General features: G+C 59.7%; 23 protein-coding genes. 10 read left to right on the top strand and 13 right to left on the bottom strand.

What is annotated here, in order from left to right; translation table 11 throughout:
- Positions 1 to 20: 20 nt before the first annotated feature.
- The 12 genes from HNQ65_RS14110 to HNQ65_RS14055 form a co-directional block, all read right to left on the bottom strand.
- Positions 21 to 341, bottom strand: coding sequence for a hypothetical protein (locus HNQ65_RS14110; RefSeq protein WP_184340191.1), 321 nt, complete (start codon positions 339 to 341; stop codon positions 21 to 23).
- On the bottom strand, positions 341 to 1,219 hold the full coding sequence (locus HNQ65_RS14105) for a hypothetical protein (protein ID WP_184340190.1): 879 nt from the start codon (positions 1,217 to 1,219) through the stop codon (positions 341 to 343). The genes HNQ65_RS14110 and HNQ65_RS14105 overlap by 1 nt, the downstream gene beginning before the upstream one ends.
- Before the next feature lie 242 nt (positions 1,220 to 1,461).
- Entirely contained in the window at positions 1,462 to 4,131 is a 2,670-nt protein-coding gene (locus tag HNQ65_RS14100) for a hypothetical protein (protein WP_184340189.1), read from the bottom strand.
- Between the two features lie 57 nt (positions 4,132 to 4,188).
- Positions 4,189 to 5,940, bottom strand: coding sequence for an arginine--tRNA ligase (argS, locus tag HNQ65_RS14095; protein WP_184340188.1), 1,752 nt, complete (start codon positions 5,938 to 5,940; stop codon positions 4,189 to 4,191).
- A gap of 72 nt (positions 5,941 to 6,012) precedes the next feature.
- Positions 6,013 to 9,282, bottom strand: coding sequence for a WD40 repeat domain-containing serine/threonine protein kinase (locus HNQ65_RS14090; RefSeq protein ID WP_184340187.1), 3,270 nt, complete (start codon positions 9,280 to 9,282; stop codon positions 6,013 to 6,015).
- 121 nt (positions 9,283 to 9,403) lie between these two features.
- On the bottom strand, positions 9,404 to 10,180 hold the full coding sequence (locus HNQ65_RS14085; RefSeq protein WP_184340186.1) for a biotin--[acetyl-CoA-carboxylase] ligase: 777 nt from the start codon (positions 10,178 to 10,180) through the stop codon (positions 9,404 to 9,406).
- Positions 10,177 to 11,103: a cation diffusion facilitator family transporter gene (locus HNQ65_RS14080; protein ID WP_184340185.1), complete on the bottom strand. Its 927-nt coding sequence runs from the start codon at positions 11,101 to 11,103 to the stop codon at positions 10,177 to 10,179. Before HNQ65_RS14080 ends, HNQ65_RS14085 begins: the two co-directional genes overlap by 4 nt.
- Positions 11,104 to 11,109: 6 nt before the next feature.
- Entirely contained in the window at positions 11,110 to 11,802 is a 693-nt protein-coding gene (locus HNQ65_RS14075; protein ID WP_184340184.1) for an HAD family hydrolase, read from the bottom strand.
- Positions 11,803 to 11,808: 6 nt separating this feature from the next.
- Positions 11,809 to 12,378, bottom strand: coding sequence for a hypothetical protein (locus tag HNQ65_RS14070; RefSeq protein WP_184340183.1), 570 nt, complete (start codon positions 12,376 to 12,378; stop codon positions 11,809 to 11,811).
- Positions 12,379 to 12,530: 152 nt separating this feature from the next.
- The gene (locus HNQ65_RS14065) at positions 12,531 to 12,998 is read right to left on the bottom strand and encodes an acyl-CoA thioesterase (protein ID WP_184340182.1); all 468 of its coding nucleotides are present in this window, start codon (positions 12,996 to 12,998) and stop codon (positions 12,531 to 12,533) included.
- A gap of 54 nt (positions 12,999 to 13,052) precedes the next feature.
- Complete coding sequence (locus HNQ65_RS14060; RefSeq protein WP_184340181.1) at positions 13,053 to 13,508, bottom strand: hypothetical protein; 456 nt, start codon at positions 13,506 to 13,508, stop codon at positions 13,053 to 13,055.
- 13 nt (positions 13,509 to 13,521) lie between these two features.
- Positions 13,522 to 14,691 carry an aminotransferase class V-fold PLP-dependent enzyme gene (locus HNQ65_RS14055; RefSeq protein WP_184340180.1) on the bottom strand — a complete coding sequence of 390 codons (1,170 nt, stop codon included), beginning with the start codon at positions 14,689 to 14,691 and terminating at the stop codon, positions 13,522 to 13,524.
- A gap of 88 nt (positions 14,692 to 14,779) precedes the next feature.
- Between HNQ65_RS14055 and serS the strand changes: the two genes are divergently transcribed.
- The 5 genes from serS to HNQ65_RS14030 all read left to right on the top strand — a co-directional run bounded on the left by serS (position 14,780) and on the right by HNQ65_RS14030 (position 20,477).
- Positions 14,780 to 16,051 (top strand): serine--tRNA ligase, encoded by a 1,272-nt coding sequence (serS, locus tag HNQ65_RS14050; protein WP_184340179.1) that lies wholly within the window; start codon positions 14,780 to 14,782, stop codon positions 16,049 to 16,051.
- A gap of 9 nt (positions 16,052 to 16,060) precedes the next feature.
- The gene (locus HNQ65_RS14045; RefSeq protein ID WP_184340178.1) at positions 16,061 to 16,999 is read left to right on the top strand and encodes a S1 family peptidase; all 939 of its coding nucleotides are present in this window, start codon (positions 16,061 to 16,063) and stop codon (positions 16,997 to 16,999) included.
- Positions 17,000 to 17,056: 57 nt separating this feature from the next.
- Positions 17,057 to 17,578: a MarR family winged helix-turn-helix transcriptional regulator gene (locus HNQ65_RS14040; RefSeq protein WP_184340177.1), complete on the top strand. Its 522-nt coding sequence runs from the start codon at positions 17,057 to 17,059 to the stop codon at positions 17,576 to 17,578.
- A 366-nt stretch (positions 17,579 to 17,944) separates the two neighbouring features.
- The gene (locus tag HNQ65_RS14035; protein ID WP_184340176.1) at positions 17,945 to 18,820 is read left to right on the top strand and encodes a hypothetical protein; all 876 of its coding nucleotides are present in this window, start codon (positions 17,945 to 17,947) and stop codon (positions 18,818 to 18,820) included.
- A 55-nt stretch (positions 18,821 to 18,875) separates the two neighbouring features.
- Positions 18,876 to 20,477, top strand: a complete 1,602-nt coding sequence (locus HNQ65_RS14030; protein WP_184340175.1) for an NAD(P)/FAD-dependent oxidoreductase — start codon at positions 18,876 to 18,878, stop codon at positions 20,475 to 20,477.
- On the opposite strand, the gene HNQ65_RS14025 is transcribed toward HNQ65_RS14030, so the two are convergent.
- The gene (locus HNQ65_RS14025) at positions 20,463 to 20,945 is read right to left on the bottom strand and encodes a low molecular weight protein-tyrosine-phosphatase (RefSeq protein ID WP_184340174.1); all 483 of its coding nucleotides are present in this window, start codon (positions 20,943 to 20,945) and stop codon (positions 20,463 to 20,465) included. The two genes, HNQ65_RS14030 and HNQ65_RS14025, sit on opposite strands and share 15 nt — an antisense overlap.
- A gap of 174 nt (positions 20,946 to 21,119) precedes the next feature.
- On the opposite strand from HNQ65_RS14025, the gene HNQ65_RS14020 reads away from it, so the two are divergent.
- From HNQ65_RS14020 to HNQ65_RS14000, 5 genes are all read left to right on the top strand, one after another.
- Positions 21,120 to 22,241 (top strand): citrate synthase, encoded by a 1,122-nt coding sequence (locus HNQ65_RS14020; protein WP_184340173.1) that lies wholly within the window; start codon positions 21,120 to 21,122, stop codon positions 22,239 to 22,241.
- Between the two features lie 85 nt (positions 22,242 to 22,326).
- Positions 22,327 to 24,144 (top strand): hypothetical protein, encoded by a 1,818-nt coding sequence (locus HNQ65_RS14015; RefSeq protein ID WP_184340172.1) that lies wholly within the window; start codon positions 22,327 to 22,329, stop codon positions 24,142 to 24,144.
- A 60-nt stretch (positions 24,145 to 24,204) separates the two neighbouring features.
- A complete protein-coding gene (obgE, locus tag HNQ65_RS14010; protein WP_184340171.1) occupies positions 24,205 to 25,242 on the top strand; it encodes a GTPase ObgE in 1,038 nt (345 codons plus the stop codon).
- 5 nt (positions 25,243 to 25,247) lie between these two features.
- Entirely contained in the window at positions 25,248 to 26,132 is an 885-nt protein-coding gene (locus tag HNQ65_RS14005) for an ABC transporter permease (protein ID WP_184340170.1), read from the top strand.
- Positions 26,129 to 26,770, top strand: a complete 642-nt coding sequence (locus tag HNQ65_RS14000; protein ID WP_184340169.1) for an ATP-binding cassette domain-containing protein — start codon at positions 26,129 to 26,131, stop codon at positions 26,768 to 26,770. The genes HNQ65_RS14005 and HNQ65_RS14000 overlap by 4 nt, the downstream gene beginning before the upstream one ends.
- The last annotated feature ends 50 nt before the right edge of the window (positions 26,771 to 26,820 follow it).

Genomic DNA, 26,820 nt, shown 5'->3' with positions numbered 1-26,820 from the left:
GCCGGCATGCCAGCGATTCCTTACTCCGTCAGGCTGGGCCAGCCGCCCACCTCATCCTGAGATCGCACGATCTTCTGGAAGCGTTTTGCACGGACATCAGAGATGATGCGCTGATCTACGGCATCGCGTTTGTGGGAGCAGCCGGCGCTCTCCAATACCCCGCGCAGCACCTCCTCGGCTTTTTCAGGCTGGATCGGGGCGGGGGAGGAGAAGACAGGAGCGTGCCGCAGCTGCTTCAAGGCATCCTCCATCAGATTCTCTCTCCCCTTGGTGTCGCTGAGACGCACCTGCTTTGGATCATCCACAAAGGCACGCACCCCGGGGTGTACCCCATGCTTCATCACGGCCGAGATGGCATCGCGCTCCGGATTGCCCGGTACACATTCCCGATGAACTGAAAAGCATAGCCCTTGGGCGTCGCCTCATCCTTGTGGTCTTCCACGCCCGTGGTGAAGCGCGATCCCGATTTCTGGTAGTCAAACATGACGTTGTTCACCGCCTCCATCTGCACCGCGTAGTCATCGCCTTTGCGCATGTCATTGGCTTCAAACTGCGGGCCACGCATCACGTAACGGGCGAAGAGGCAGTGATGCACGCTCATCGTGTCCGCACTGGAGTTGAAGCAGAAGGCGTGGTTGTCGCCATACGGATGCAGCTCGGGATTGCTCAGCGGTTCCGCCAGCAGGCACCACTGCACTGTCACGTTCTGGCAGTGCACCACGCTGAAAAGCTCATCGCAGCTCCAGGAGGTGGAGACATGATCGATGATCGCATCCCGACAGCGGGTGAGGCCGATACAGTCCAGCGCATTCGAATGCTCCGGCCTCTTTAGCTTTCGCTCACGGTTTTTGCGCTTCGTCGTCTCATCGCCCAGCCGCACGCGGATGTTTCTCACGATGATGTCATGCGTGTCCTTGAACTCCAGCGACCCGCCCCGCAGGCACACGCCCATGCCCGGCGCATCTCCCCCGTCGATGGTGATGAACGGCTCCCGGATCTCCACCGCGTCCTGCAGCACAATCGTTCCTGCCACACGAAACTTCACCACCCGCGCACCCTTCTGCAGCACTGCCCAGCGGAAAGAGCCTTCCGGCGGATTTTTCAGATCATCATCCAGCCGGGTGACTTCGATGACTTTTCCTCCTTTGCCACCCTTGGTGAAAGCGCCGAATCCTGCTGCGCCAGGGAAAGCCAGTTCGGGTGTGGCAGCGTGTGACAAGCTGGATAATATGAGCAAGGCGGTGATGAGGCGTAGCATGCCTCGTAAACGAAGCTGCAGAGACGAAGTTCCACATTTCCCCTCAGAGAGGTGAATCAGGAGATACTACCAATTCTCCAGTCTGCGGAAAGAATCGCTGCATTCGCAATCGACTCCTGTTAAGTCTATTTGCAGCTATCTGGCTTTTGAACATAGAGCCGAGCTGGAGTCTGCACCTCGGTTGTCCGCCCTTGGCAGCACGATTAATCGAGGATGTACTGGAAAAACAAGATCTGAAGGCGGTCGTCCTTGGAATCCTGGGGGCGGAAAATCCATATGAGCCTTGCGGTGCCAGGTGACATCGTGACTGCAGAGGTGAGTTTGGAGACAGGAACCTCGATCAGAGGAAAGTCGAGCTTTCTGCCGTGAGTGTCGATCAAGTGTTCCTGTCGTTGAACAGGATCAGTGTCACCAAACTCCAAGGTGAACTCCATGACGGCGGCTTCTTCGTCGGCGCGGATTTTAGGCTCCAAAGTGAGAAGATGCCCATGCTTGCACATTTCCATGATGAATTCAGCACCTTCATTTTCCAAAGGTCGGATGCCCGTGAGCTGTTGTATCTGGCGCACTTGTTCTGATTGTGTTCTGACGCCCCCCTTGGTTTCGACCCGGAGGGTTGTTACATATTTCACCTTTCCTATTTTGGCATCGGTTTGCAGCTTGCTCAGCAGCCCGGAGTGGTCGGCTTGACGTCCCACACTTTGTGCCGCGCTACGTACGTATGATCCGGGGCCTTCAAAAAGATGAGCATGCACAACGACGGTCTGGCTGAGGTGGTCTGCAGTTTTCTTGAGGGCGGCATCGATCTGATCGAGGCACGTACTGGTGGCCTTGACTCGCAGAATGCCAGAATCATTCGATACGTAAACATCCGCTTCTGGATCCATGCTGACGCCAGCAGCTGCGAGTGCTTGCCTGGCTGCTTCTGCGGTGATGGGACCCCACCCCGGTGAAGCTGAAGAAAAAAAGCCCTGGGGCGTCTTAAACACACGAGTTTCTAGTTTGTGTTTGGCGATTTCTCCCTGCTCAGATGTGCTGGAGAAAAGCGGGGTGCGCTTGGATGGGATGTGCGGCACAACTTCGCATGAAATGAATGTAGCCCACAGCACATCAGACTTCACCTCGCCAGTTGGACGGCAGATGGACACAAGTCTGATGCCGCCGGGTGTCATGGAAAAACTGTGGGTGGTCCTGGCTGTGTGCTGGGCCGGCAGTGGCAGCTCAAATGACTGACCTGACGTGGGTTGTTTAAATGCGTGATGGACCATGGTCATCGGTCCGGTCTGCAAGTCATGAGTGAGATGAATTTGAATGTGCTCATCCTGCTCTGGCAGCCATGCCTCCAGTTCGATCATGCTCCCGGTCTCGTGCTTTTCAAAGTCGACTGATACCTGCTCGTCTTTGTTGATGGAAAATTCGCTGATCCATGTGCCTTCGCTTCCTGAATGGTGGAATGAGCGAATACCCGAGTCAGTGGTGATCTGTGTGGTATTGATATACGAAGCCGCTCCTTTTGAAACAGTTGCCTCCAGCGCACGCCATAGTGCCTCATGGTCACCATGCATTGCGTGGGCTCGTGTCAGGTCACGCAGCAGATCGGCTGGCGCCTGAATGGTATTCAAGGTGAAGGTTGCTGTTTTGGGCAGGGAGCGCCTCATTTCACGCAGAATGCCATGGATGCGTTCTATGTTTTCCTGGGTGTTGATGACTTCCAGTTTGGCATCTCTTTCGCAGGCGCTGGCTCCATGGATTTTTTCCAGACCATTGCTTTCCAGCCACCTTTGCAGGTATTCCGGAGTCTGCTCCTTGAGAAAGAACGACAGGAAGCCTTGCGGGAGATCAAAAACAATCTTTTTGAGCACAGCAGCCTGGTGGCTGGAGCCTGTGAGTTCCACGGCTGAAGCAAAAGGCTGCCCGGTAGTTGAGATGCGCTGGCGGCAGACGGTGAGAAAGACTGCCCAAAGCGTATTATTATCCTTTGGGCCCTGAGGTTTGGTCACGGAAACCAGTCGCGTATGTCCTGATTCACAGTTGAGGTAGGTGGCCAAATTTGATTGCCAGATGGAAGTCGCTGGAAATGTGCCTGCCTCGTCTTTCGCCGAGTGGCCGAAGGCCAGCATCTTTGTGGATGGCGGGAGGCTGTTTACTTCGAGAGTGATGCTGATCTCCTGCTCTTCCTGTCCAGTTTCGACTTCAAATTTCAGGCCAGATCCCAGCAAATCCAAGTCGAGGCTCATGCCACTTTTTGACTGGGTTGTTATGCCTGTAGGGATGATGTGTTGCTGAACGCTGGAGAAAGTGGAGCGGTGACCGCTTTCTGATTCGAGAAAGGCATCTCCGACTACGCGTACGTTTGAGCCAGGTTGCTTCGTTGCCGTGAGCAATGTCGAGAGCTGACTGCTGCATTCCTGGGCGTTTACCGCAGCAGCGCTGGCCTGGCGTATGACTTCCCCCGGTGCCTCGATCACCGTGACTAGATAAGAGACATTGAGCGGTAGATCAGGCTCAAATGACTCAAGGAAAAGCCGCGTGTGCTTCAGGTTCTCGGGCGTATTGTGCACAGAAATCAGTCCGCTTTGCGGGTTAAACTCCGCCGTAGCTCCCGGGGGGAAAGGAATGCCTTCGTTAAGCAGCACGGCTTTGGCCGTCTGGCGTGGCGCCGTCGCTCCTACTGCTTCATCTGGATCGATCCCCTCAAATGGTGTCCGAGGATTTTGAAAACCTATGGGGTTTAGTTGCTCAAGCTGGTTGGGGCGGACAAATGTATCTCCGCCGATCAATTCCTTCTTGAGCGGAAAGGTCTGGGTATGCATGCCATCCTTCTGCGCGGAAACAGATGTGGCAAAGAGCACAAAACAGCAGAGCGCACGCATGCGGCGAAGCTACTGGATGCCGCCTGGAAATGTCGAGACCGAAAGCACAAAGAAGAGCTACATCCTCTCCGTCGTCTGAATGCCCAGCAGCCCGAGGCCGGTCTTGAGCACGCGGCCAGTCGCCTCGCAGAGAGTCAGGCGGGTGTTGCGCACGGTGCCTTCGGAGCGCAGCACATTACAGGCCTCGTAAAAGCTGTGGTAGGTGTTGGCCAGTTCGTAAAGGTAGTTGGCCAGCAAGTTCGGGCGATGATCGTCCAGGAGGTCGTGGGCGTTTTCGGCAAACTGCGCCAGCTTCATCGCGAGGGCACGCTCAGCAGGCTCGGTTATTGCGAGGTCGTCAGTCAGAGTCACCTGACCGTCCAGCTTGCGGAAGATGCTGCGGGTGCGCACGTAGGCGTTGATAAGGTAAGGCGCAGTATTGCCCTGCAGGCTCAGCATCTTGTCCCAGCTAAACTTGTAGTCGGTCAGGCGGTTCTGGCTCAGTTCGGCGTACTTGACGGAGCCGCCACCGATGATGCGGGCGATCTCGTCCTTCTCCGCATCGCTGAGACCCTGTTCCTTTTCATCGGCAGCGGCTCGGGCGCGTTCGATGGCTTCATCAATCACTTCCAGCAGGCCCACCGTCTCGCCGCTGCGTGTTTTGAACATCTTGCCGTCCGGCCCCAGGATGCTGCCAAAGGCGATGTGGATCATCTTGGTGGTCACGCCGCGACGTTGTGCGGCGGCGAAGACTTGACGGAAGTGCAGTTGCTGTGGCGCGCCGACGACGTACCAGATTTCGTCGGCCTTCCACTCCTTCACGCGGTAGTCGATGGTGGCTAGGTCGGTGGTGGCATAGAGGAAGCCGCCATCGCCTTTGCGGATGATGCAGGGCGCAGCCTTCCACTCATCTTTCTCACGGATCAGGAAGGGGTCGTTCTCTGGCTTCACGCTGCCATCACTGAAGATCACGGTGGCTCCGTCGCTGATGGTGGCGATGCCTTGATTCAGCATGTCTGCGACCAACGGAGCGAGTGCGTCGTTGTAGAAGCTTTCGCCAAGGTAGTGGTCAAACTTGATGTCTAGCGCACCATACACCTTTTCCAGCTGCTCCAGCGTGAGGCGCACGCACTCCTTCCAGATCGAGAGATTTTCAGCATCGCCCTGTTGCAGCTTCACCAGCTCACCCTTGCAGATTTCGAGCACGGCTTCGTCCGCCTTGGTGGCAGCGTTCACGGCTTTGTAAACACTGACCAGCTCATGGATCGGGTCGGCTTTCAGCTTGGCTTGATCGAGCTGCGTCTTCCAGCCGTGGATGATCATGCCAAACTGCGTGCCCCAGTCGCCCACATGGTTGTCGGTGATGACCTTGTGGCCGATGAAGCGTGCCACACGGGCCAGCGAGTCGCCGATGAAGGTGCTGCGGATGTGGCCCACGTGCATGGGCTTGGCGATGTTCGGGGCGGAAAAGTCCACCACAATGGTCTTTGGCTGTGCTACTGGGGGCACACCCACGTGATCGTCTTTGACGATGACGGAGAGCCTCTGGGCCAGCGCGCCAGCACTGAGCGTCAGATTCAAAAAGCCGGGGCCGTCCACTGTTACCTTTTCACATAAGTCCTCCACCTGCAGCGCCGCCTTGATCTGCTCTGCCAGGGCACGCGGATTCATCTTCAGCTGCTTGGCTAGAATCATCGCCGCATTGCTCTGGTAGTCGCCAAAGCGCGTGTCGGATGCGATGACGACACCAGGGGTGAAGCCCTCCGGCAGGGCGATGCCTGCGGCGGTGAAGGCTGCTTGAAGACGGGACGTGAGTAGAGCGCGGAACATGGGCGGCCAGCCACATAGTCTGAGGTGGCGTGCAGTTCAATCAAGAACACACCCGGCTCGGCTGCGGCCGGGTCAAAAGCGCAGTACTGGCTCCCCCACTGCTGAGAGCTTTTTGTCATAGCATTGGTCCGCCTTAAGCGTCTTCACCAGATCAGGCAGTTTTTCCACACTGGCCGAGGTGGATTTGGTGAAAACGATCTCCCCTTGCGGGCTGAGCACCTGCACCACCCAGCCAGAGTATTTGTAGCCAAACTTGGCCCCGGTGGTGTCATATTGGGTGGTCACAGTGGGCAGCTTGTTTTCAAAGGTCTGCCGGACGGGCAGACTCACGGCAAAATCCACGCGCTGCAGCACCTTGAAGACTTTCATGTCGATGGTGCTTTCTCCCAGGAGCATGAAATTGACTGTGTAGCCGTCGTAGCTTTGGGAAGTGGAATTGTTGGTCAGTTTCACCCGCGGATTCATCACCTGCATTTCATCGTCCAAGTCACCGCCTTCGATCTTCGAGGGCCGTCCGATGGCGACCTCCAGCCGTACATTATTCGCAAAGGGGGCTTTGGGAGCTGACGCAGCGGGTATTGGCACTGTAGGCTGGCGCACAGGCGGCGTCACAGCAGCCACGTTCTTTGGCGCGGCAGGAGCCTTTTCCACGGCGCTCTCTGCCACAGAGACTGGCGCAAAAGCAGAGAAGGATTTAGGCATGGCCAGGCTGGCCAGCAGGGCGGCACAGCGCGCCTGCCCCATTCTGTCTCTGCTCTGCTCACGGCTCGTGGAAAGGGGCTGCACTGCGGCTTCGAGGGATTTGAATGCAGTATTGAGCGCCTCAGAGCGGCGCTGCTCCATTTGTGCAATCTGCTGGCGGTAGATCCCACGCAGGCGCTTATGCTCTCCAGTGGTGGCGGAGTCTGTTGCTGGGCCTGGCACAGATTGGCCAGCTGCGATGGCATCTGCTTCTCTGAGCATGGCCTGCTGGTCATTCGGTGGCGCTGTGGCTGCTGTCCTTTTCAGTGCAGCACCGTATTTGCTGGTGAGATCTTGAATCTGAAGCAGCACCTGCTCGTCATTGGCCAGCGAGTCGCTCGGCACTGCCTTCTTGCGCAAGGCGGCCAGCTCGGGGTCAAACTTTTCCAGCATGGCATTCTGGCGTTTGGCCAGATTGCGAAAACTTTGATCTGAGCCCAGATTGTTCAGCTCCGGCAGACGTATGACGAGCACGTCAAAGTCATTGGGGCCCGGGTTTTTGACATCCATGGGGAAGGCCGAGACCAGCAGCCAGGATTCGTCCTGAGAGATCTTGATCGAGTTGGCGCGCAGCTCGATTTTCAATGAGGCCAGTTCCACTCCTGTCTCCGCCTCGCGGATTCGCAGACTGCCGTCTGAATACGCGGCGATGACCAGGCGACCGGCTGCCGCCCAGGCGCTGGCACTGCAGCCGATATTTCCTGTGACAGGCATCATGAAGCGTGTGGTCAGCGCCGGCACATCCAGAAGAAAAAGACTGCCCTGGCCCGCCAGCACGGTGGTGCCATCGGGAGAGAGGGACATGCGGTTCCGGATGCTTGTGTAATCCGGCAGATCTTTGATGATGCGGTGCCCGGGCTCGGTGAAGAGCGCCGCCCAGGGCTTGTCCATCACGAGAGGCTGGTTGGAGTTGGGGCCCAGGTTGGGATTGGGCTTCATTGTGCTGCCCACCACCAAAAGCTGGGGTTCATTGGCAGGTGGCTGCGCCGGCAGCGTGATGATGGAGTAGGCAGCCCGGGGCCATTCTGAGAACTGCTTCAGCACACCATCCTGGGACAGGTCCCAGACATAGACACCGCCGTTGGGTTTGTTGCAGAGCAGATAAGCGCTCTTCTGGTCTGCCGCCCAGGTGGCGAGGGTCAGACGGTTGTCCGGTGCTTTGATGCTCGCGAGGGTTTTGCCCTCATCGAGATCAAACACCGCCACCTGCTGGGTGCGCATGGAATAAAGCAGGACACGATGGCCATCCGACGCCGCCTCAATGCCATGAATATCTCCCACGGGCGAAGGAAAGCGTTTGATGGCAGCTCCTGTGGCCACATCCCACATGATCAGCGTGTCATCATGTCCTCCCGAAATGGCCCGGCGCTGATCCGGCAACACTGCGCTGGCATAAACCATTTCACGATGACCGGTGAGTCGTTTGAGAACGGAGAAGTCTCCGGCTGGTGGCTTGAAAGGTCCTGCGGGCGAGTCGCTGATCACGCTGGGTGGTACGGCTTTGCCCAAGTTTGCAGATTCCGATGATGCGGCGGAATTTGAAGCCGCCTGTGTCTGTGGTGCGTTCGGCCCAGAGGAAGATTGCTGCTGTTTGACATACCAGCCACCAGCTGCTGCCAGCAGGGCCAGGCAGGCTGCCGCCCATACCCATCCGGGCATACCTCCCTGGCGCATTTGTACCGGCGGGGCGCCTGGCTGGCGGATTCTGGCTTGGAGCTGTGCTGGTGGTGGACGATGCACCGGCGCAGCCGGGGCTGGAGCTTTGGCTGCAATCGTGGCCGCATTCAGGAAAGCCTTGATCTCTCCGCATCTCTGGAATCGCCGTGCAGGGTCTGTCATCATGCACCGGCTCACGATGCTGGCATATTCCGGAGGCAATCCCTGGCCGGCGGCTGCACCAGCGCCTCGTGGCGTGAGCTTGGTGAACATTTCATGAATCACCACTCCGAGGGAATAGATGTCTGCACGGTGGTCCACCTGGGCATCCGGCTGCAGGCGCTCAGGGGCTGCATAGTCAGGAGTGCCGTATTCAGACGCGTCCCCGGTCTCTTGGTTCTTGTCTTTGGCCAGGCCAAAATCCACGATCTTGGGCTGCCAGTTCGAAGTAATAAGAATGTTGGCGGGCTTGATGTCGCGATGAACGATGCCGTGGGTGTGGGCATACTCCAGCGCATCGCATATCTGGGGCACGAGACTTCGGATGCGTTCGGCGGGCAGCTCCTCGCTGTGAATGAGACGGTGCAGGTCCAGCCCATCCACATACTCCATGACGAGATAGAGGTGGCCCTGCGCTGTCTGACCAAAGTCATACACCGCCACGATGTTGGCGTGGCTCAGTCTGGCCATGGAGCGTGCCTCTGTAATGAACCTCTGGGCGTCCTCCTCATTTTGAGCGGCGGAGACAGGAAGCATTTTGATGGCCACCCAGCGGTCCAGAGTCGCCTGGCGTGCGAGGTACACCGCCCCCATGCCACCGACGCCGAGTACGTTGTGAAATTCATACTGGGGCAGCAGTTCCGCCATTTCCTCCAGAGTGGGAAATGCGGGGGGATCAATCATGTTCTCCTCTTCTGGGATTGGGAAGTTTGCGTCATCGCTCATGGGAAAAGAATGCCTGTTGAAGGCTCGCATCCTAAATATGACGCGGCTAAATTCTCAAGTGGGTAATTTAGCAGAGATTGTATTACTAAGAAATAAATCTTAGTATTGTGTGGGTGCCATTCTACGCGCTGGCATCTCTCACCTCTTCAGCGCTGGTTAGCGTGGCGGTTGTGCCGTCCGGCATAGCGATGATGAGATGTCCTTCTTCATTCAGATCCAGCACGCGCCCATGGGTGGGGTGTCCCTCCACACGACAGCGGATCTGTCGGCCAATCAGCCAGCTGCGCTCACGCACCTCGGCGATCGCTGAGGTGTAATCTTCGTCGATGCGTGAAAATTCCGCATGGAGTGCTCCCAGCAGGCGGCAGCCCAGGGCATTGCGGTCGATCTCATGCAGTACTGGGCTGGCAACCGCACGCAGCAGGGAGGTGGCGTTCAACTCAGGCGGGAAATCCAGCGCGTTCACATTCAGGCCGATTCCCAGCACGATTCGCATGCCTTCGCGTGTGGAGACGGTTTCTGCCAGCAGGCCGCTGACCTTGCGGTCTTGTAGATAGATGTCGTTTGGCCATTTGATGCGCGGCTGCAGCGGCAGCTCGGCCTCGATGGCTTTGCAGATTCCAAGTGCAGCCAGTGTGGTGATGCGGGGCCACTTCTCCAGCGGTGCCTCTGGCTTCAGCAGCAGCGAGAACATCAGGTCTTTCCCGCGTGGCGCGATCCAGCGGTTCTCGCGCCTACCTCTACCTGCAGTCTGTGATTCGGTAAATACCACTGTCCCTGTCGGCAGCTCAGACGCATTTTGCTTCAGCCAGTCACTGGTGGAGCCCACCTCATCCAGCACTCGGACATGCCAGGGCAGCCCGGAGGCGTTCAGGGTGCTGGCATCCAGCGGGATCATGCGCGGATGCGGTGAGGGTCGCTGGATTCGCCATGCTGATGAAGCTCATCGTGATCGCCCTGGCATTCCAGATGTGTGGTGATGAGCACGGGGTTGGTCACACTGGCCTGCACGGCAGTTTCGATCTCTGTGGCGATGCGGTGCGCATCGCGCAACATGATGTCGTCGTCAAAAAGTAGGTGCACTTCCACATAGTGCATTTCTCCGGCGTCACGGTGGCGCAGGGCATGGAATTTGAGGCCGTGTTTTTCCGTCTCGCGGCGCAGGGCGGCGTCCAGCGCGGCATTGAGGTTCGCATCTGCGGTATCCATCAGTCCGCCGATGCTCTGGCGCATGAGCCCGTAGCCTGTCCAGATGATGTTGGCAGCCATGAGCAGGCCGCAGATGGAGTCCCAGCTGTGCCAGCCGGTCAGCGCCACCAAGCCCAGTCCTACGATGGCTCCCAGACTTGTCCATACATCCGTCAGCACGTGCTTGCCGTTCGCTTCGAGAATCAGCGAGCCCTGCCTTCTTCCTGTGCGGATCAGGTAGGCGCCCAGCGCCGCATTGATGGCGATCGTGAGCGCTGTCAAAGCCAGGCCCTTGTCCAGATTGGCTGGGGGCAGGTGCAGCAGCAGGCGGCGCACGGACTCATAGATGATGAAGAGGGCGGCCACGATGATCAGTCCCCCCTCGATACCGGCGGAGAAAAACGCGATCTTGCTATGCCCATACGGGTGGTCTTCATCCGCCGGCTTGTTCAGCAGGCCGAGACTGAAGGCGGCAAACATCACTGCCGCCACATGCACCACGGACTCCGCTGCGTCGCCGAGAATGGCTGCCGATCCCGTCAGCACGTAAGCACCTACCTTCAGCACGAGCATCAGGAAGCCCACGGCGAGCGAGAGCCGCATGGCACGCGTGGCGTCTGAGGTGGCGCTCATGAGAAATCAGTCTCGTAGCAGCAGATCCACCGTCGCAGGCACATCGGCAAACGACTCCACGCAGCGCCAGGGATTCAAAGCGCTGAGCTCTGCGTACGAATACTGGCCGGTGGCCACGGCGAGGCACTTGGCCCCAAAAGCTTCGGCACAGCGGATGTCCTTCGGCGTGTCACCGATGACGATGACATCGGTGATGTCATACGTGGTGCCGGTGGCATCCTGCATTCGGCTCAACGCCACGGGACCGAGTTGGTTGCGGTCATGGTGGTCGCTGCCAAAACCGCCTTCAATGAAGTGTTCGTAAAGACCATGGCGCGAGAGCTTGATGACCGCACCGCGTTTCACATTGCCGGTTAGCAGGCCCAGATGCGCTGTGCTTTCGCCGCGCAGGGCTTCCAGCAGCTGAGTCACTCCAGGCAGGGTGTAGCCGGCGAAATCCTCCGCCTGCAGGCGGCGCTGCAGGTGGGACAGATAGCGGTCCAGAAATGCGGTGATCTCTGCTGGGGTGTGCTCACGGTTCATGTGCCCAAAGACGTCCATGGCGATGGCTGGGTCTGTTGACCCTGCCAGATGCAGCGGTGGAAGCTGCTCGCGCTGGATGCCGAAGTGGTCTTCCGCTGCATCAAGAATGGCTGCACCGCCAGCGCCGTTGCTGTCGATCAGTGTACCGTCAATGTCGAAAAGGAGCAGTCGCGCCATCTGGGATCAGTGAGGCTTGGAGGCTGCAGGTGCGTGGCTGGCAGCGCCGGTATTGGAGGGAGCATACTTGGCCACAAGGAAGGCACCACTGGCAGCCATGACGCAGCCGATGATGAAAGGAATCGGCAGAGACTTGAAGCCCCCTTCTGGCGGATGCACCAGCATGGCCGTGATGGTGTTGACGATCGGGGCGCCTGCAAAGACGATGGGCATCACAGCCGCCGCCGCAGCCACGCCGAAGCCGCCGCCACCTTTGATGAGGGGAGTCGCTGCCGCACCCAGGGCGAGCACCAGTGTCAGCGCTCCAAGAGCGCCAGCCATGCCGGCCACGAGGCTGAGCGGGATGCCGTTGCCGGTCTCACCAGTAAAGCTCCAGTTCGTGCCACGGGCTTTCAGCACAAAAGCTGTCACTACTCCGATGAGTGCATAAGCGATGCAGACAAAGAGGAAGGCCTTCAGGCTGGCATTGGGCGTCTCAGCACCCATGGGCATCTTGGAACGTGCGGCGTGGAGAATGACGCCATAAACACCCCAGGAGAGCACGGTGAGGAGAGCATAGATGAGCCAGGTCTGCATGATTTTGGGTTGGGGGCTGGAGTTCACGTTGAGGTGGGAAGTAGGGGAATGAATAGCCTGTGAGAAACGCCTGACACAACGGCTTTGTTCACTTTTTGTCGGCGGGCGAAGCCATCTTCTCAATAGGCGGATGACTGCTGCAAGCCCTCGATTTAACCAGGAATGATTTTCTCCGGCCTTTTCAGCAGTTCCGGTGGCGCGGCTTCGATCTTGTCCACAAAGCGCTGCGGAATGGCCACCGCCTTCATCTGGCCTGTAGTCGGATCTTTGCGCACACAGGCGGCGGTGATGCGGCCTTCGGCGGCCAGGGTGCCGTCCTTTTTCCAGAAGCGGATGAGATGTCGCAGCACTTTGCTGCGCACCTCCTCCACGATGAGCTCGCACTCAAACTCCTCTTCAAACCTCAGCGGCGCCATGTAGTCACAGGAGGCATGCACACGCGGCCAGCCTACGCGCTCCTGCCCTGGCTCCAGCGGGTCCACGATGGAGAAACCCAGGCTGCGGAAAAAGGCATGCTCCACGCGCTCCATGTAGCGAAAGAAATTGGAGAAATGGACGATCCCGGCCATGTCGGTGTCAGAAAACTGGACGCGTTCGGTGCAGGTAAAGCGGTGGGCCATGAGACCGCATGCTTAGCTGCGAAATGAGGCAATCTCAATCCCGCATCTGCGGCATCAAATCTCTGGCGGCGGCAGGGCCGGCAGCATCAGCCTGCGGTCCATGCCGCCAAAGGGCTGAAGAAATGAGCCGTTCAGCGCATTGTTGTAACGTCTGAGCTGCAGCGGGTAAAGCCGGGCATAGGTGGAGCGCAGACGCTGCCGCAGCGGCTCATTGGCGGCTGTGGCAGGCAGGCTGCGCACCTGCTGGCGCAGGTAATTCAGGCTCTGCAGCACATTCACATAGCGCACGTCTTCGGGGCCGGAGGGGGTGATGTTGTTAAAACCATAATGAGCAATGATGGCCGTGTGCGCACCACGAGGCCCCAAAAACGGAGCGGCCATCGTTTCGGGGCCAAAGTCGTCATAGCTCAGTGTGAGCGACTGCCCCGGAAAAGCTTGGCTCAGTCCTCCGGCGGTGCAGCCTGCGAGCAGCAGAGAAACCAGCAGGATCCGCAGCAAGTGAAATTTCATGGCAGTGGATGGTTCAGTGGGAAAGGACGGCAAACTCGCACCCCTGCGCTTCGCGCATTTTGCGGGCGCATTCGATCACGGCATGTGCGGCGGCTTCGGCGTCGGCTTTGGTGTTGAATCGGCTGAAGGAGAAACGCAGCGTGCAGGCGGCATCGCGTGGGCACACCCCCATGGCCTCCAAAACATGGGACGCATGCAGCGTTCCCGTATGACAGGCAGAACCCGCCGAGCAGGCGATTCCCTCCTTGTCCAGAAGGATGAGCATGCCCGCGGCGTCTGTCTCAGGCAGGCAGATGAAGCTGGTGGTGGGCAGGCGGTGCGTGGGGTAGCCGTGCACACGCACTTCCGGCAGGGCGGCATGCACCAGATGCTCAAAGCGGTCGCGCATGGTCTTGATGCGGGCCTTGGTGCCATCTGCCAGATGCTCGGCGGCGAGTGCGGCGGCCTTTCCCAGGGCCACGATGCCGGGCACATTTTCCGTGCCGCCGCGGCGCTCGTTTTCCTGGCCACCGCCCACGAGCAGCGGAGCAAACCGGGCGCGCTGGCTGAGGTAGAGCGCGCCGATGCCTTTCGGCGCATGCAGCTTGTGTCCGCTCAGGCTCAGAAAGTCCACCGGCGTGGCGCGCACATCCAGGTGCATTTTTCCCACAGCCTGTACGGCATCCGTATGAACTAGTGCTCCGGCTCCGTGGGCCAGCGCCACGATTTCATCCATCGGGGCGATGACGCCGGTTTCGTTGTTCGCCCACATGATGGAGACGAGCGCTGTGATACCCGGCCGCACCAGCTTGCGCAGGGCATCGAGATCCACTCGGCCATCTGGATGCACAGGGGCGGTCACCACTCTGCCCCCTTGGGATTCCCAGCGGTTGGCAGATTCCAGGACGGCGGCATGTTCTGTGCCCGTAATGATGAGCTCTGGCTTCTCCGGCCAAAGGGCCCGTACGGAGGCGTGCACTGCATTGATGGACTCCGTGCCGCCGCTGGTGAAGACGATCTCTTCTGCCCCTGCACCCAGCAGCGCAGCCACCTGGCCACGTGCCTGCTCGATGGCACGGCGCACCCGCCGCCCCCCCGCGTAGCTGGCGGAGGGGTTGGCATACTGCTCGCGCAAATACGGCAGCATGGCCTCTAGCACGGCTGGATCGACCGGCGTGGTGGCGTTGGCGTCGAGGTAGATCACAGCCGGAAGGTCGGACTGACATCCCGGCTGTCAATGCCTCCTTCAAGCACTCGACAAATCCATACCTCCCGCTAACCTCCACGCCCCTATGCTCGACATCCGCCTCATTCGTGACAACCCAGATCAGGTCAAACAGCGTCTCGCCAACCGCAGCGGGGACTACGCTTCTGTGGTGGATGAGGTGATATCTATCGACACCCAGCGCCGCGCCGCCGAGACCGAGCGCCAGAAGCTCCAGAGCGACCGCAACCGCATCAGCAAGGAGATCGGGATCGCCAAAAAGAACGGCCAGGACACCAGTGCCATCGAGGCGGAGGTGCGCGGCATCGGCAATCGCATCGAGCAGATCGGCCACGAAGCCGATGCAGCAGATGCCCGCCAGCGCGACCTGCTTCTCAGCCTCCCTAATCTTCCCCACGAAGCCTGCCCTGTGGGCCACAGCGCCGAAGAAAACCCCGAAGTGCGCGTCTGGGGAGAGAAGCCCGTCTTTGCCTTCCAGCCCAAGGATCACACCGCCCTCGGAGCCGCTTTGAACATGATCGACTTTGAAGCCGGTGCCAAGATTTCCGGCAGCGCCTTTGTGGTGTATCGCGGTGCTGGCGCACGTCTGGAGCGCGCCCTCATCAGCTTCCTGCTGGACCTGCACACCACGCAGCATGGCTATGAAGAGATCAGCCCGCCTCTGCTGGTGAAGTCGGAGTGCCTCGTGGGCACCGGTCAGCTTCCGAAGTTTGGCGACCAGGTCTATCACAGCGCCACGGACGACCTCTATCTCATCCCCACCGCCGAGGTGCCGGTGACGAATCTTCACCGCGATGAAATCCTGCCGCTTGAAAAGCTGCCGGTGAATTACGCCGCATACACTCCCTGCTTCCGCCGCGAGGCCGGCAGCGCAGGTCTCGGCACACGCGGCCTCATTCGCATGCACCAGTTTGACAAGGTCGAGCTGGTCAAGATCACCACCCCGGAAACGAGCATGGCCGAGCTGGAAAGCCTCACTGCCAATGCAGAGAAAGTGCTGCAGCTTCTCGGTCTGCACTATCGCGTGATCGAGCTCTGCACCGGAGACATCGGCTTCGGCTCGGCCAAGACTTACGACATCGAAGTCTGGGCGCCGGGGCAGGGGACGTATCTGGAAGTGTCGAGCTGCTCGAATTTTGGCGACTACCAGGCCCGCCGCATGAACCTGCGCTACAAGGATGAAAACGGCAAAAACCGCATCCCGCACACGCTCAACGGCTCCGGCACGGCGTTGGCGCGTCTATTTGTGGCCTTGGTGGAAACCTACCAGCAGGCAGATGGCTCCATCAAAATCCCAGAAGCCCTGCGCGGCCACTTCGGCTCGGAAAAGATTGGCTGATCGCGAGCCATGAAGACCGCCTGCGCTCTTTGGTTTCTGCTGGTCTCCGCCAGCATCGCTGGTGCGCAGGCTCCCGGTGTTCCGGTCTATCCGGAGGGCCGGGGCGCGCGGACTAACGTCTCGATTACTGAGCAGGCGAAGAAGCTGCAGGCCGCCTCCGAGTTGATCTCAGTGACCAAGGCGCTTGAGCAGGCGGAGCGTACGCATTGTGACATCACTCTGCCTCCGGCAGATTCCACGCCCCTTCCGCCACGCGAGCGCTGGCAGCGGGCTCGCAAGGCGCACATTCGCGTGGGGCAGTTTTACCTGTGCTCCAAATGCGACCGCTGGCACCTCGATCTGGCTGGCGGTTACGCCATCACGGCAGACGGCGCTGTTGCCACCTGTGCGCACGTCATTGCGCCGCCGCCCAATATGAAGGAAGGCTGGCTCGTGGCCGCTAACGAGGACGATGTTCTTCTTCCTGTCACAGAGGTGCTGGCCTGCAATCCGGGTACTGACTGCGCCATTCTCAGAGTCAAATCCCCCCAGCCTCTTGTGCCACTGCCGCTCAGCCTGGATGTGAGCCCCGGAGACTCCGTGTGGTGCTTCAGCGACCCTGCAGGCAAGCGCGGCTATTACAGCGAGGGCATGGTCAGCCGCTTCGTGAAGCGCCCCTTCATGAGCAAGAAGGAGGCGGACAAACTGCCCGAAGGTGCCGAAATCCCCAAACCCGTATGGCTTGAAGCGACCACGGACTGGGCGCCCGGCTCCAGCGGTTCCGCTTTGATCGATCAATGTGGCAACGCTGTTGGCCATGTGTCCGAAATCCAGACCGTTCTTGAGGAACCGCTGCCGGCGAGGAAAAAGAAAAACGAAGGCACCGTCATCCAGCAGCTTGGCACACAGATTGTTTTTCATCAGGCCATTGGCGCGGTTGAGGTAAAAGTACTGGTGAAAAAGCCGTAAAACTTTTTTCGCAACTCCGCTTCGTTGGATGGTTGAATGCTTCGCCCCTGAAGCATCATGTCCTCCCTCATTCGCCAGCTCAGCTCCTTGCCCACGCGTGCAGCAGACTCCCAGACTCCTGCAGGGATGTCTCCTTTGGATGATCTGCCGGCGCTGATTGCGCAGACCAACATTCACTTCCAGGCTCTGGTGGAGCGCACTCTCGCGGAGTTGCAGCTGGACAAGTTGTTGCGGCCAGGCATGGCACCGGTGCTCTTTGCACTTTACGAGCAGGACGGCTGCATTATCAAAGATCTCGCCGTGCGCACGCGGCGTTCGGCTGCGGCTTTGAATTCTCTGCTCGGACGTCTGGCCAAATCAGGCGTGGTAACTCTGCGTGCGTGTCCGCAGGACGGGCGCGCCGTGCGTGTGCGTCTTACAGCCAAGGGGCGCAAAATCGAGCCGCGTGTGCGCGAGCTGCATCGCCGTGTTCAGGCGGCTGTGGAGCATGGGCTTGGAGCTGGAGAGGCAGCCCTCGTCTCCACCATGCTGCGCCGCGTCGTCGCTGGGCTTCAGCAAAACGAAACTCTGCAAAACTGATTCTGATTCGGATCCGAGCAACGCCTTGCCTGCATCAAGGGAAGTCAGGAACAGCTCTGTCTTATCAGCGTCCGCTCTGAAGAATCTGAAGGATGTCATCTGTGTGTGAAACTGGCTGCTATCATTTTGACTGTTTGTTGTAGCTGTTTTGGTTATTACAGCGAGCAGCGGTAATACATTGCAGCATGCCTTTCGAAGCATGCCAAAAACCGCGCTTCTGAGTGTGCGAGATTTCGCTTCCCAAGTTTTTTTGAACCATTACCATGCGCTGATAACAAACAGGCCATGCATCAGCACCGATTCCTTTTTGTCGCAGCAGCTCTTATGAGTTCGGTTTTGTGTCCCAAGCTTCGTGCTGACGCAGATATGCATGTCAAAGTGGCTGAGAAACCGAAGGTGGCCATCTACGCTGAAGACGTGACCGTGGACGGCACCCGCCGCCCAGACCTCGGCAGGGCTCTGGCAGACAGCCTCAGCACCAAACTGCTGCGACGCGGACAAATGCGCGTCTTCAATCTTAGCACCGAAGAAACAGAGAGAGGCACCCAGACCCTCGTCATGGCCAAAGATGACAAGAGTGGCGCCCCGGTGCTCGACAAGGACATCGACTATCTCCTGAGCTTCAACCTATTCTCCAATGCCAGCGAGCACCGTCTCACCCTCAAGAAGACGCGGGTCTCCACGTCTGAGCTGCTCGATTCCCACCAGTTCTTCACCTATGGCCGGATGAGCGATGTGTTCGCGCTGGTGAACAAAATCGTGGAGCGCGTGGACCCCATGCCGGTGCGTCATGCTTTTCCGGCTACTCAGTCTCCTGCCGCCATCCGTGCTGCTCAGCCAGACCCTCTCCCCTATCAAGGTTTCTGGGCCGGGGACTATACCAATCCAGGCAGCCCTGCCTATGACCCTTGGCGCGCAAATATGACGGCGCAGTATGATCTCAAGAATGTCCCCAAGGCGCTCGTTTACCGGGAGCTGGGTTCCATCCAGCACATTGACACCACCTGGCGGTTCACCGTCGTCAAGCCAGTGAATGGAGTGCAGCTTAGCCCTCGCGATCCACTCCACGTGCTCTATGACGAAGGGGACGTTTACGCCAACCTGCGCGTGGGCACGGTCGAAAAAGCGGGCGTCATTGCCGACTACGGCGGAACAACGCCTGTGCACCACAAGCTCTTCAATGGGGACAAGGTCTTCGGCTGGTATGCGCCCCCGCAGCAGAAGCCGGCGGTGACGAAGTAGGGTTGATATGACGTAGGCGTGGGCTATTGGCACTGCCGCCAAACCCACCCCTTCCATGCTGCAGCTCTCCCAGGTTCTTCTCCCCGTCGATCATCAGGTTGATGACCTGCGCCGCATGGTGCTCAAGCTCCTGCGCGTGCGAGATGAGGAACTCCTCACTCTCAAGGTCAAACAGCGCGCCATCGATGCCCGGCGTGGCCATGTGGAGTTCAGCTTCACGCTGCTGGCGGAGGTAAAGGATGAGGCTCGAGTCCTCAAGCGCATCGGCAAAAATCCCCGCATCGGTCCTGCGGCTGATGAGACTTATAAAGAGATCGCGCAAAACTTGGCCCATCCCCAGGCCGGGCGTCCGGTCATCGTGGGCACTGGCCCCTGCGGCCTCTTTTGCGGCCTGCTGCTGGCCCGTGCCGGGCTCAAGCCGATTTTGCTCGAGCGTGGCAAGGCAGCGGGTGATCGCGCGCGAGATGTCACCGGCTTCTGGCGCCGCGGCTGGGATTTCAATCCGGAGTCGAATGTGCAGTTTGGCGAAGGCGGTGCGGGCACCTTTTCCGATGGCAAGCTCTACACCCAGATCCGCGACCGCGAGCACCGTATCCCCTGGCTGCTGCGCGAGATGGTGGCTGCCGGTGCTCCCGAAGACATTCTGGTCAAAAGCCGCCCGCACATCGGCACGGACCGGCTCATTAAGGTGGTGCGCCATGTGCGCGAAGAGATCATTGCTCTCGGGGGTGAGGTGCGTTTCGGAGCCCGGGTGGCAGATGTGGTCATTGAAGACGGCGTGATGCGCGCTGTCGTGCTGGCAGACGGGCAGACCATTGAAGGCTCCCGCTTCATTTTCGGTATCGGCCACAGCTCTCGGGACACTTTTTACATGCTGGAGAGGCACGGGGTGCCCTTTGAAGCCAAGCCCTTCTCCATCGGGGTGCGTATCGAACATCCCCAGCAGTTGATCGACCGCAGCCTCTATGGGAAATGGGCTGGGGATGCGCGGCTGGGGTCGGCACCGTACAAATTTGTGGCCCACTGCGGCACGGGCCGGGCAGCCTACAGCTTCTGCATGTGTCCCGGCGGACTCGTCGTCGCCGCCACATCAGAGCCCGGTATGGTGGTGACCAACGGCATGAGCAGCTATGCGCGTGCCGAGGCCAATGCCAACAGCGGCTTCATGGTGGATGTGCGGCCGGAGGACATGCCCTCAGACAGCGTACTCGGAGGGGTGGAGTTTCAGCGCAGGCTGGAGCGTCGCGCCTTTGAGCTCGGTGGCGGCAATTACCACGCGCCCGCGCAGCTTTTGGGAGACTTCCTGGCTGGCCGTGCCTCCAAAGGTCCCGGCAAAGTCCTGCCCTCCTACCAGCCCGGCGTTTTGTGGACGAATTTGTGCGAAATCTTGCCGGAATACACCGTCGAGACGTTGCAGGAAGCCATTCCGCATATCGACAAAAACTTGCCCGGCTTCTCTTTGGAGGACGCCGTGCTCACTGGGGTGGAGACGCGCAGTTCTTCTCCTGTGCGCATCCCGCGTGATACCCAGACCCTAGAGTGCCTCGGGGTGAAGCAGTTCTATCCAGCCGGGGAAGGTGCGGGCTACGCCGGCGGCATTATTTCCGCAGCAGCGGATGGCATGCGCGTGGCGGAGGCGATCCTACGTCAGGGTTGAGCGGATGTGCGCCAGCACACCCCGGCAGCCGTCTTCCAGCAGATCCAGCACCAGCTCAAAACCCTGCGCCCCGCCGTAATAGGGGTCCGGCACCTCGGCTTCTTCGTGCTCGGAGCAGAAGTCGCAGAACAGGCGGATTTTTTCACTAAACTGGCTCGCGCGGTCAATGCTGCTCACATCCCGCAGGTTTTGCTTGTCCATCACCAGCACGAGGTCGTTTTCTCGCAGCGCATCCTCATTCACCTGCCGGGCACGGCTGCTGAGGTCATACCCCCGATTTTGTGCTGCACCGCGCATTCTTTGGTCTGGCAGCTTGCCCGTGTGCCAGCCAGCCGTGCCTGCGGAGCGGATCATGATGCGGTCAGCCAGCCCCTCAGCCTCCACCAGAGCCCGCATGACCCCCTCTGCTGCGGGAGAGCGGCAGATGTTGCCCAGGCAGACAAACAGGACTCGGTAGGGTGCGGTCATGACCGCAGCTAGGCCACGCCCACCCTGCGCACAAATGAAAAACTCCTCCTGTCGGCAGGGGATGGCAGGCATCCCCCGGTGAAAGATTTCTTTTCCTGTGAATGACTCTTTGGTTGAGGCGTAGTTTGAGCACGCTATTTGCTAACCATTCAATAACCCCCACGCCCAATACCCATGTCTGTCGTATCCAAAGGTCTTGAAGGAATCGTTGCTGCTGAAACCCGTCTCGGGGAGGTCAAAGGCGCTGAAGGTGTGCTTTTCTACTGCGGCTACGACATCAATGAGCTGGTCAAGCTGACCTATGAAGAGGTGGTTTACCTGCTTTACTACAACAAGCTCCCCAACCAGCACGAGCTCGACAAGCTCACCACCGCGCTGCGTGCCGAGCGTGAGCTGCCCCAGGGCGTGATCGACTTCCTCAAAACCGCTCCGAAAACCGCCAAGCCCATCGACATCATGCGCACGGCTGTTTCCATGCTAGGCTGCTATGACCTGAGCCGCCACGACATCGAAGTCAGCGAAAATCTGGCCAATGCCATCCGTCTCACCTCCCAGATTGGTGTCATCGCGGCCTACTTCCACCGCGCTCGTCAGGGCCTGGAGCTTCCTCCTGTGCGCAAGGACCTCAGCGAAGCCGCCCACTTCCTCTACCTCATGAACGGCGAAGTGCCGAGCAAGGAAGCCGAACGCACCCTCGACATCGCCTACATCCTGCATGCCGAACACGGCTTCAATGCCTCCACCTTCACCGCCCGTGTGGTGGCCTCCACCCTCAGCGACATGTTCTCCGCCATCAGCGCCGCCATCGGTGCTCTCAAAGGCCCCCTCCACGGTGGTGCCAACGAAGGCGTGATCCACATGCTGGAAGAAATCGGCTCACCTGACAAGGTGGACGCCTGGGTGGCAGACGCCCTGGCCCAGAAGAAGAAGATCATGGGCATCGGTCACCGCGTTTACAAGGTGCTCGACCCCCGTGCCCCCCACCTTCGCGAGATGGCCATCAAGCTCACCAGCGAGCTGGGCGAGTCCAAATGGATCCAGATGTCCGAGCGCATCGCCCAGATCATGCGCGAGCAGAAGGGCCTCAACGCCAACGTCGACTTCTACAGCGCCACGGTTTACTACAGCCTCGGCATTCCGACGGACCTCTTCACACCGATCTTCGCCATCGCCCGCATGAGCGGCTGGACCGCCCACGTGCTGGAGCAGTGGAGCGAAAACCGCCTCTTCCGACCGCTGAGCGAATACGTCGGCAAGCCCTACGGCCAGAAGTACGTGCCAATCAGCGAGCGCTGATCCACCCGTCTGGGAGGGGGCGAATTGATTTTTGCGCACTGCAATAGTGGCAAATCCAAGGATTTGCCACTATCGTAAGAGTTTCATGCGACTCCTCCCAACCATCGGAGCCGTCACTGCGCTGCTTTGTGCGCAGGCGATGGCGCAGCCGGCCACCCGTCTGGTGTGGCAGCCGGTGCAGGAGTATTTCATTCATCGGGATGAAAACCAGCAGGTGCAGGCCGGCACCAAACGCCTGAACTCATTCACGGCTTACACCCACCTCGGCACCGACTTCGGCTTTCACGGCCCGGCGGAGCATGAGATCGAATGGACCACCGATGAGATCGTGGTCCACCTCAGCCAGCAGCCGGAGGCCTGGGCCGGCATGTGGCACAGTCTGGCAGGTCAGGCGCGCAATCCGAAGCGCGTGATGGATTTTACCCACGCTTTTCCTGAGCCCGTCACTCCCAGATACCAGCCACGTGTCACCGGGGTCATGATTGAGGCCGCAGGCCGGGGTCGTCTCAAGCTTGAGATCAAATCACCCACCGACGAGCTGCTCTGGACGCATATGATCGACCTGTCAGAGCCGCAGTACCGCATGTTTGTTCACCCTGTGGCTCCTGAGGCTGTGCGGAATGGCAAGGCCATCGTCTGGACGGCGGAGCCCGGCTCCGATGTCAAGGTCTCCAGCCTCTTCCTCGGCATTGAAATGCCTCATATGGAATGGGACGCTTACACTTTCCTGGCCTCATTTGCCAAAATCGCGCGCTGCTACTCTATCGAGACGGGTTTTGTCAGTGACCGTGCACATATCGACGAAGGTGCCTTTGAGTCCGTCTCCGCCACCGGGATGTATGTGCTGGCCTCGGCTGCCGCTGCCCAGAATGACCTCGGCATCGTCACAAAAGACTACGCACGCTGGGTGCTCACCCGTACGCATGAGGCCATCAAAAAGCTCAAGACTGGCCGTGGCCTGCTGCCTCACTTCGTCCACAGGCACGATGGTGCCTACTGCATCCATCCCAACACCGAGTACAGCACGGTGGACACCGCCATCTACGCGCAGGCCATGCTGCTCGCTGCCATTATGCTAGAGGAGCCCACGGTGGCCGAAGATCTGGTCATGCAGCTCAAAGACATCGACTACAACCTGCTGCATCTCCCTGGCGGGGAGCTCTCGCATGGACTGGCTGATGACGGCGTCACACTGCTGCAGCATGGCTGGCAGGACTGGGGGGGCGAAACCGCCCTCGTCATGCTCATGGAAGGCATAGCCAACCCAGCCCACCGCCCGCCGCCAATGCGCAGTCCGGGCAAGGCCTGGCAGGGCACCGGCTTCATCACCGAGCTCCAGAGCCTGTTTCATCCCGACTTTGACAGCGACGCGCCAGACGCCCATGACGGGGTGCGTTGGCTGAGTGTGCGCCGTGCCATGCTCGGGGCGCAGCGGGCCTACCTCCCCAAGCGCTGGCCTCATTCTCAGGCTGCCCTGAATGGCATCTACGGCCTGTCTGCCGGCGAAAACAAGGTGGGCAACGGCTACTACGTCGGTGGTGTGGAGCTCCCGGACCAGAAACTCGTCCACCCGCACTACATCCTGATGTCTGCCTCGCTGACCCCTCAGACAGATGAGCTCTACCAGTTGCTGGAGCGCATGGAAAAAGCCCGCTACTTCCCTCCATGGGGCATGGTCGAAAATCTCGATGTGGACGGCCGCACCTATCTGCCTATGGACGGAGCCCTGAACGCTGGATTTGAGGCTCTCGGTGCCTATCACCTCTATGCCCGGCACCGTCAGGTCCCAGACGCTATTTATCAGGCCAGCCTGAAATGCCTGCAGATCCGGCGGGCCATGCAGTTGTTCTACCCGTCCGTGGCCAGAGTGTCCTCGGAGGACAAGGAGGCGGCTTCACAGTAGCCACAGCCGCTGAAGCTAGGCCTTGCTCCCGTGCCCATCCCCGGCTAACTGAACCGTCCCATGTTTGTCGATCAAATCAAAGTCCACGCACGCGCCGGAAAAGGTGGCGATGGCAGCGCCCATTTTCATCGCGGAAAGTTTCGTCCCAAAGGCGGCCCTGACGGCGGCGATGGCGGAAACGGCGGCAGCCTCATTTTGCTGGTGGACCCCAGCACCGACAGCCTGCGCAATTATGTCTTCAACAACCGACTCCTGGCCGAGGACGGCGCCAAGGGCGGAGCCCAGCAGTGCACCGGACGCAGCGGCAAGGATGTGGTGTACAAAGTCCCCCCAGGAACTCTGGTCAGCCGCGTCATTCAGGAATACGACAACGAAACCAATGAACTCGTCACCCGCTACGAACCCGTGGCTGACCTGACCGAGACCAACTCCACCTACGTTCTCTGCAAGGGCGGCAAGGGCGGCAAGGGGAACGTGCACTTCAAGACCTCCACCCATCAGGCTCCGCGCGAGTTTACGCCCGGCACCCCCGGTGAGGAGGGCGACTTCCACTTTGAAATGCGCAGCATCGCGGACGCCGGCTTTGTCGGTGTTCCCAATGCTGGCAAATCCACGCTGCTCTCCAAGCTCAGCGCCGCCAAGCCCAAGATCGCCAACTATCCCTTCACCACGCTGCAGCCCATGGTCGGCGTGATCGAGTTTGGCCCCAACCGCCGCGGCAGCCTCGCAGACATTCCCGGTCTCATCGAAGGAGCCCACGCCAACATCGGCCTCGGGCATGATTTCCTCCGCCACATCATGCGCTGCCGTGTGCTGCTCTTTGTGGTGGACACCGCCGGCACCGAAGGCCGCGACCCCGTGTCCGATCTCGAAATCGTGCGCAAAGAAGTCTCCCTCTATTCCAAAGAACTGGCCAAGCGCCCTTGGTGCATCATCGCCAACAAAGTGGACCTGCCCGAAAGTCAGGAGCACCTGGAGAACCTCAAGGAGCGTTTCAAACGCATCAAGATCCACCCCGTCTCCGCCGAAACAGGCGAAGGTCTCGACAAGCTCCGCAAGTGGCTCGACGAGAAGATCGGGCAGGATGTCGAGTGGTGATCGCCATGCGCCTGAACCGTTCCAATCTCTGCTGGCTGGCTCTGGCTTTGATCGCGGTTGGGTACCTCGTTTTCTGGGCGCTCCTTCTCGGAGCCACAGCCACCTACAGCACGCCAGATTCATGGCTGAATGTGCTGCGCTCTGCTGAGATCCGGCATGCGGCGTTTTTGAGTTTGCTGACCTGCACGTTGGCGGCTGCCTTCGCTCTGCTGCTGGCCGTACCAGTAGGCTACCTGATGTCGCGGCTGGAGTTTCGTGGCAAGGCCTGGCTGGATGCGGCGCTGGATGTCCCCATCATTCTGCCACCCCTGGTGGTCGGGCTGTGCCTTCTTATCTTTTTCCAGACCCAGATCGGAAAGATTATCGAGAATGGGGTCAATAAAGGCGATTGGATTTACATCCTGCGTAGTTTGGACGACCACGGTAAGGAGTTGTGGGCATGGAAGTTCCGCGCGCCGTTTTCTATTCCAGGCATCATGCAGTTTACCTATCAGCTTGCAGGTGTGGTGCTGGCACAGTTCGTCGTCGCCGCCGCCTTCGCCATTCGCACCATGCGAGGCACTTTCCAGCATCTGCCTGCCCGGCCGGAGGATGTGGCGCTGACGCTGGGCTGCACGCGCTTTCAGGCGCTCTGGCACGTGGCTTTACCCGCAGCACGGCGTGGCATGGTGGCGGCCTTTTGCATCGCCTGGGCGCGCAGCCTGGGGGAGTTTGGCCCCATTCTGGTCTTTGCCGGTGCCACGCGCATGAAGACAGAGGTGCTGCCCACCACCGTCTGGCTGGAGCTCAGTGTGGGAAATCTCGATGCTGCGGTGGCCGTCAGCCTTTTCATGGTGCTGCTGGCCGTGCTGGTGCTGGTGGCTGTCCGGGCCACGGGGGAAAAAGTATGATTCAACTCGAGCAGCTCACCTGGCAGACCGCAGGCCGCACCATCTTGGAGCAGGTCAGTGTTTCCATTCCCTCCGGTGCCTACGCCACGCTGATGGGGCCTACCGGCTGCGGCAAAACCACACTGCTGGAGATCATCTGCGGCCTTCGCCAGCCTTCTGCGGGCAGGGTCCTGCTGGATGGCAAAGACGTCACCGGTTTGGAGCCTCGTGAGCGCGGCATCGGCTACGTTCCCCAGGATCTGGCGCTCTTTCCAGGGCTGCGTGTGCGCGAGCAGATCGGCTTCGCCCCGCGCCTGCGGGGAGCCAGGCAGGCTGAGGTGGACAGCCAGGTGAACGAACTCGCCGCCCAGTTCGGCATTTCTCACCTGCTGGACCGTCTTCCAGACCTGCTCTCCGGTGGTGAAAAGCAGCGCGTGGCCCTCGCTCGTGCTCTTGCCGCTCGCCCCAGCCTCCTGCTGCTGGACGAGCCGCTTTCTGCGCTGGACGAAGGCATGCGCGCAGAGGCTGTGGCGCTCCTGCAGCGTGTGCAGCAGGAGCTGGCCCTCACCGTTTTGCACGTCACCCACTCCAGCAGCGAGGCCGCTGCCCTTGGCACCCTGCACCTGCGCATGACGGCAGGGAGGATCGAAGTCGTCTGATTCTACACTGTGAGATTGGAATCCTGCCAAAGCTGCGTTTAGTCTGCCGA

The organism is Prosthecobacter vanneervenii (genome assembly GCF_014203095.1).
In the GTDB taxonomy this organism is placed as follows: Bacteria; Verrucomicrobiota; Verrucomicrobiia; order Verrucomicrobiales; family Verrucomicrobiaceae; genus Prosthecobacter; species Prosthecobacter vanneervenii.
The sequence above is the reverse complement of the archived record's forward strand: the minus strand, read 5'-3'. Positions and strand labels throughout refer to the sequence as shown.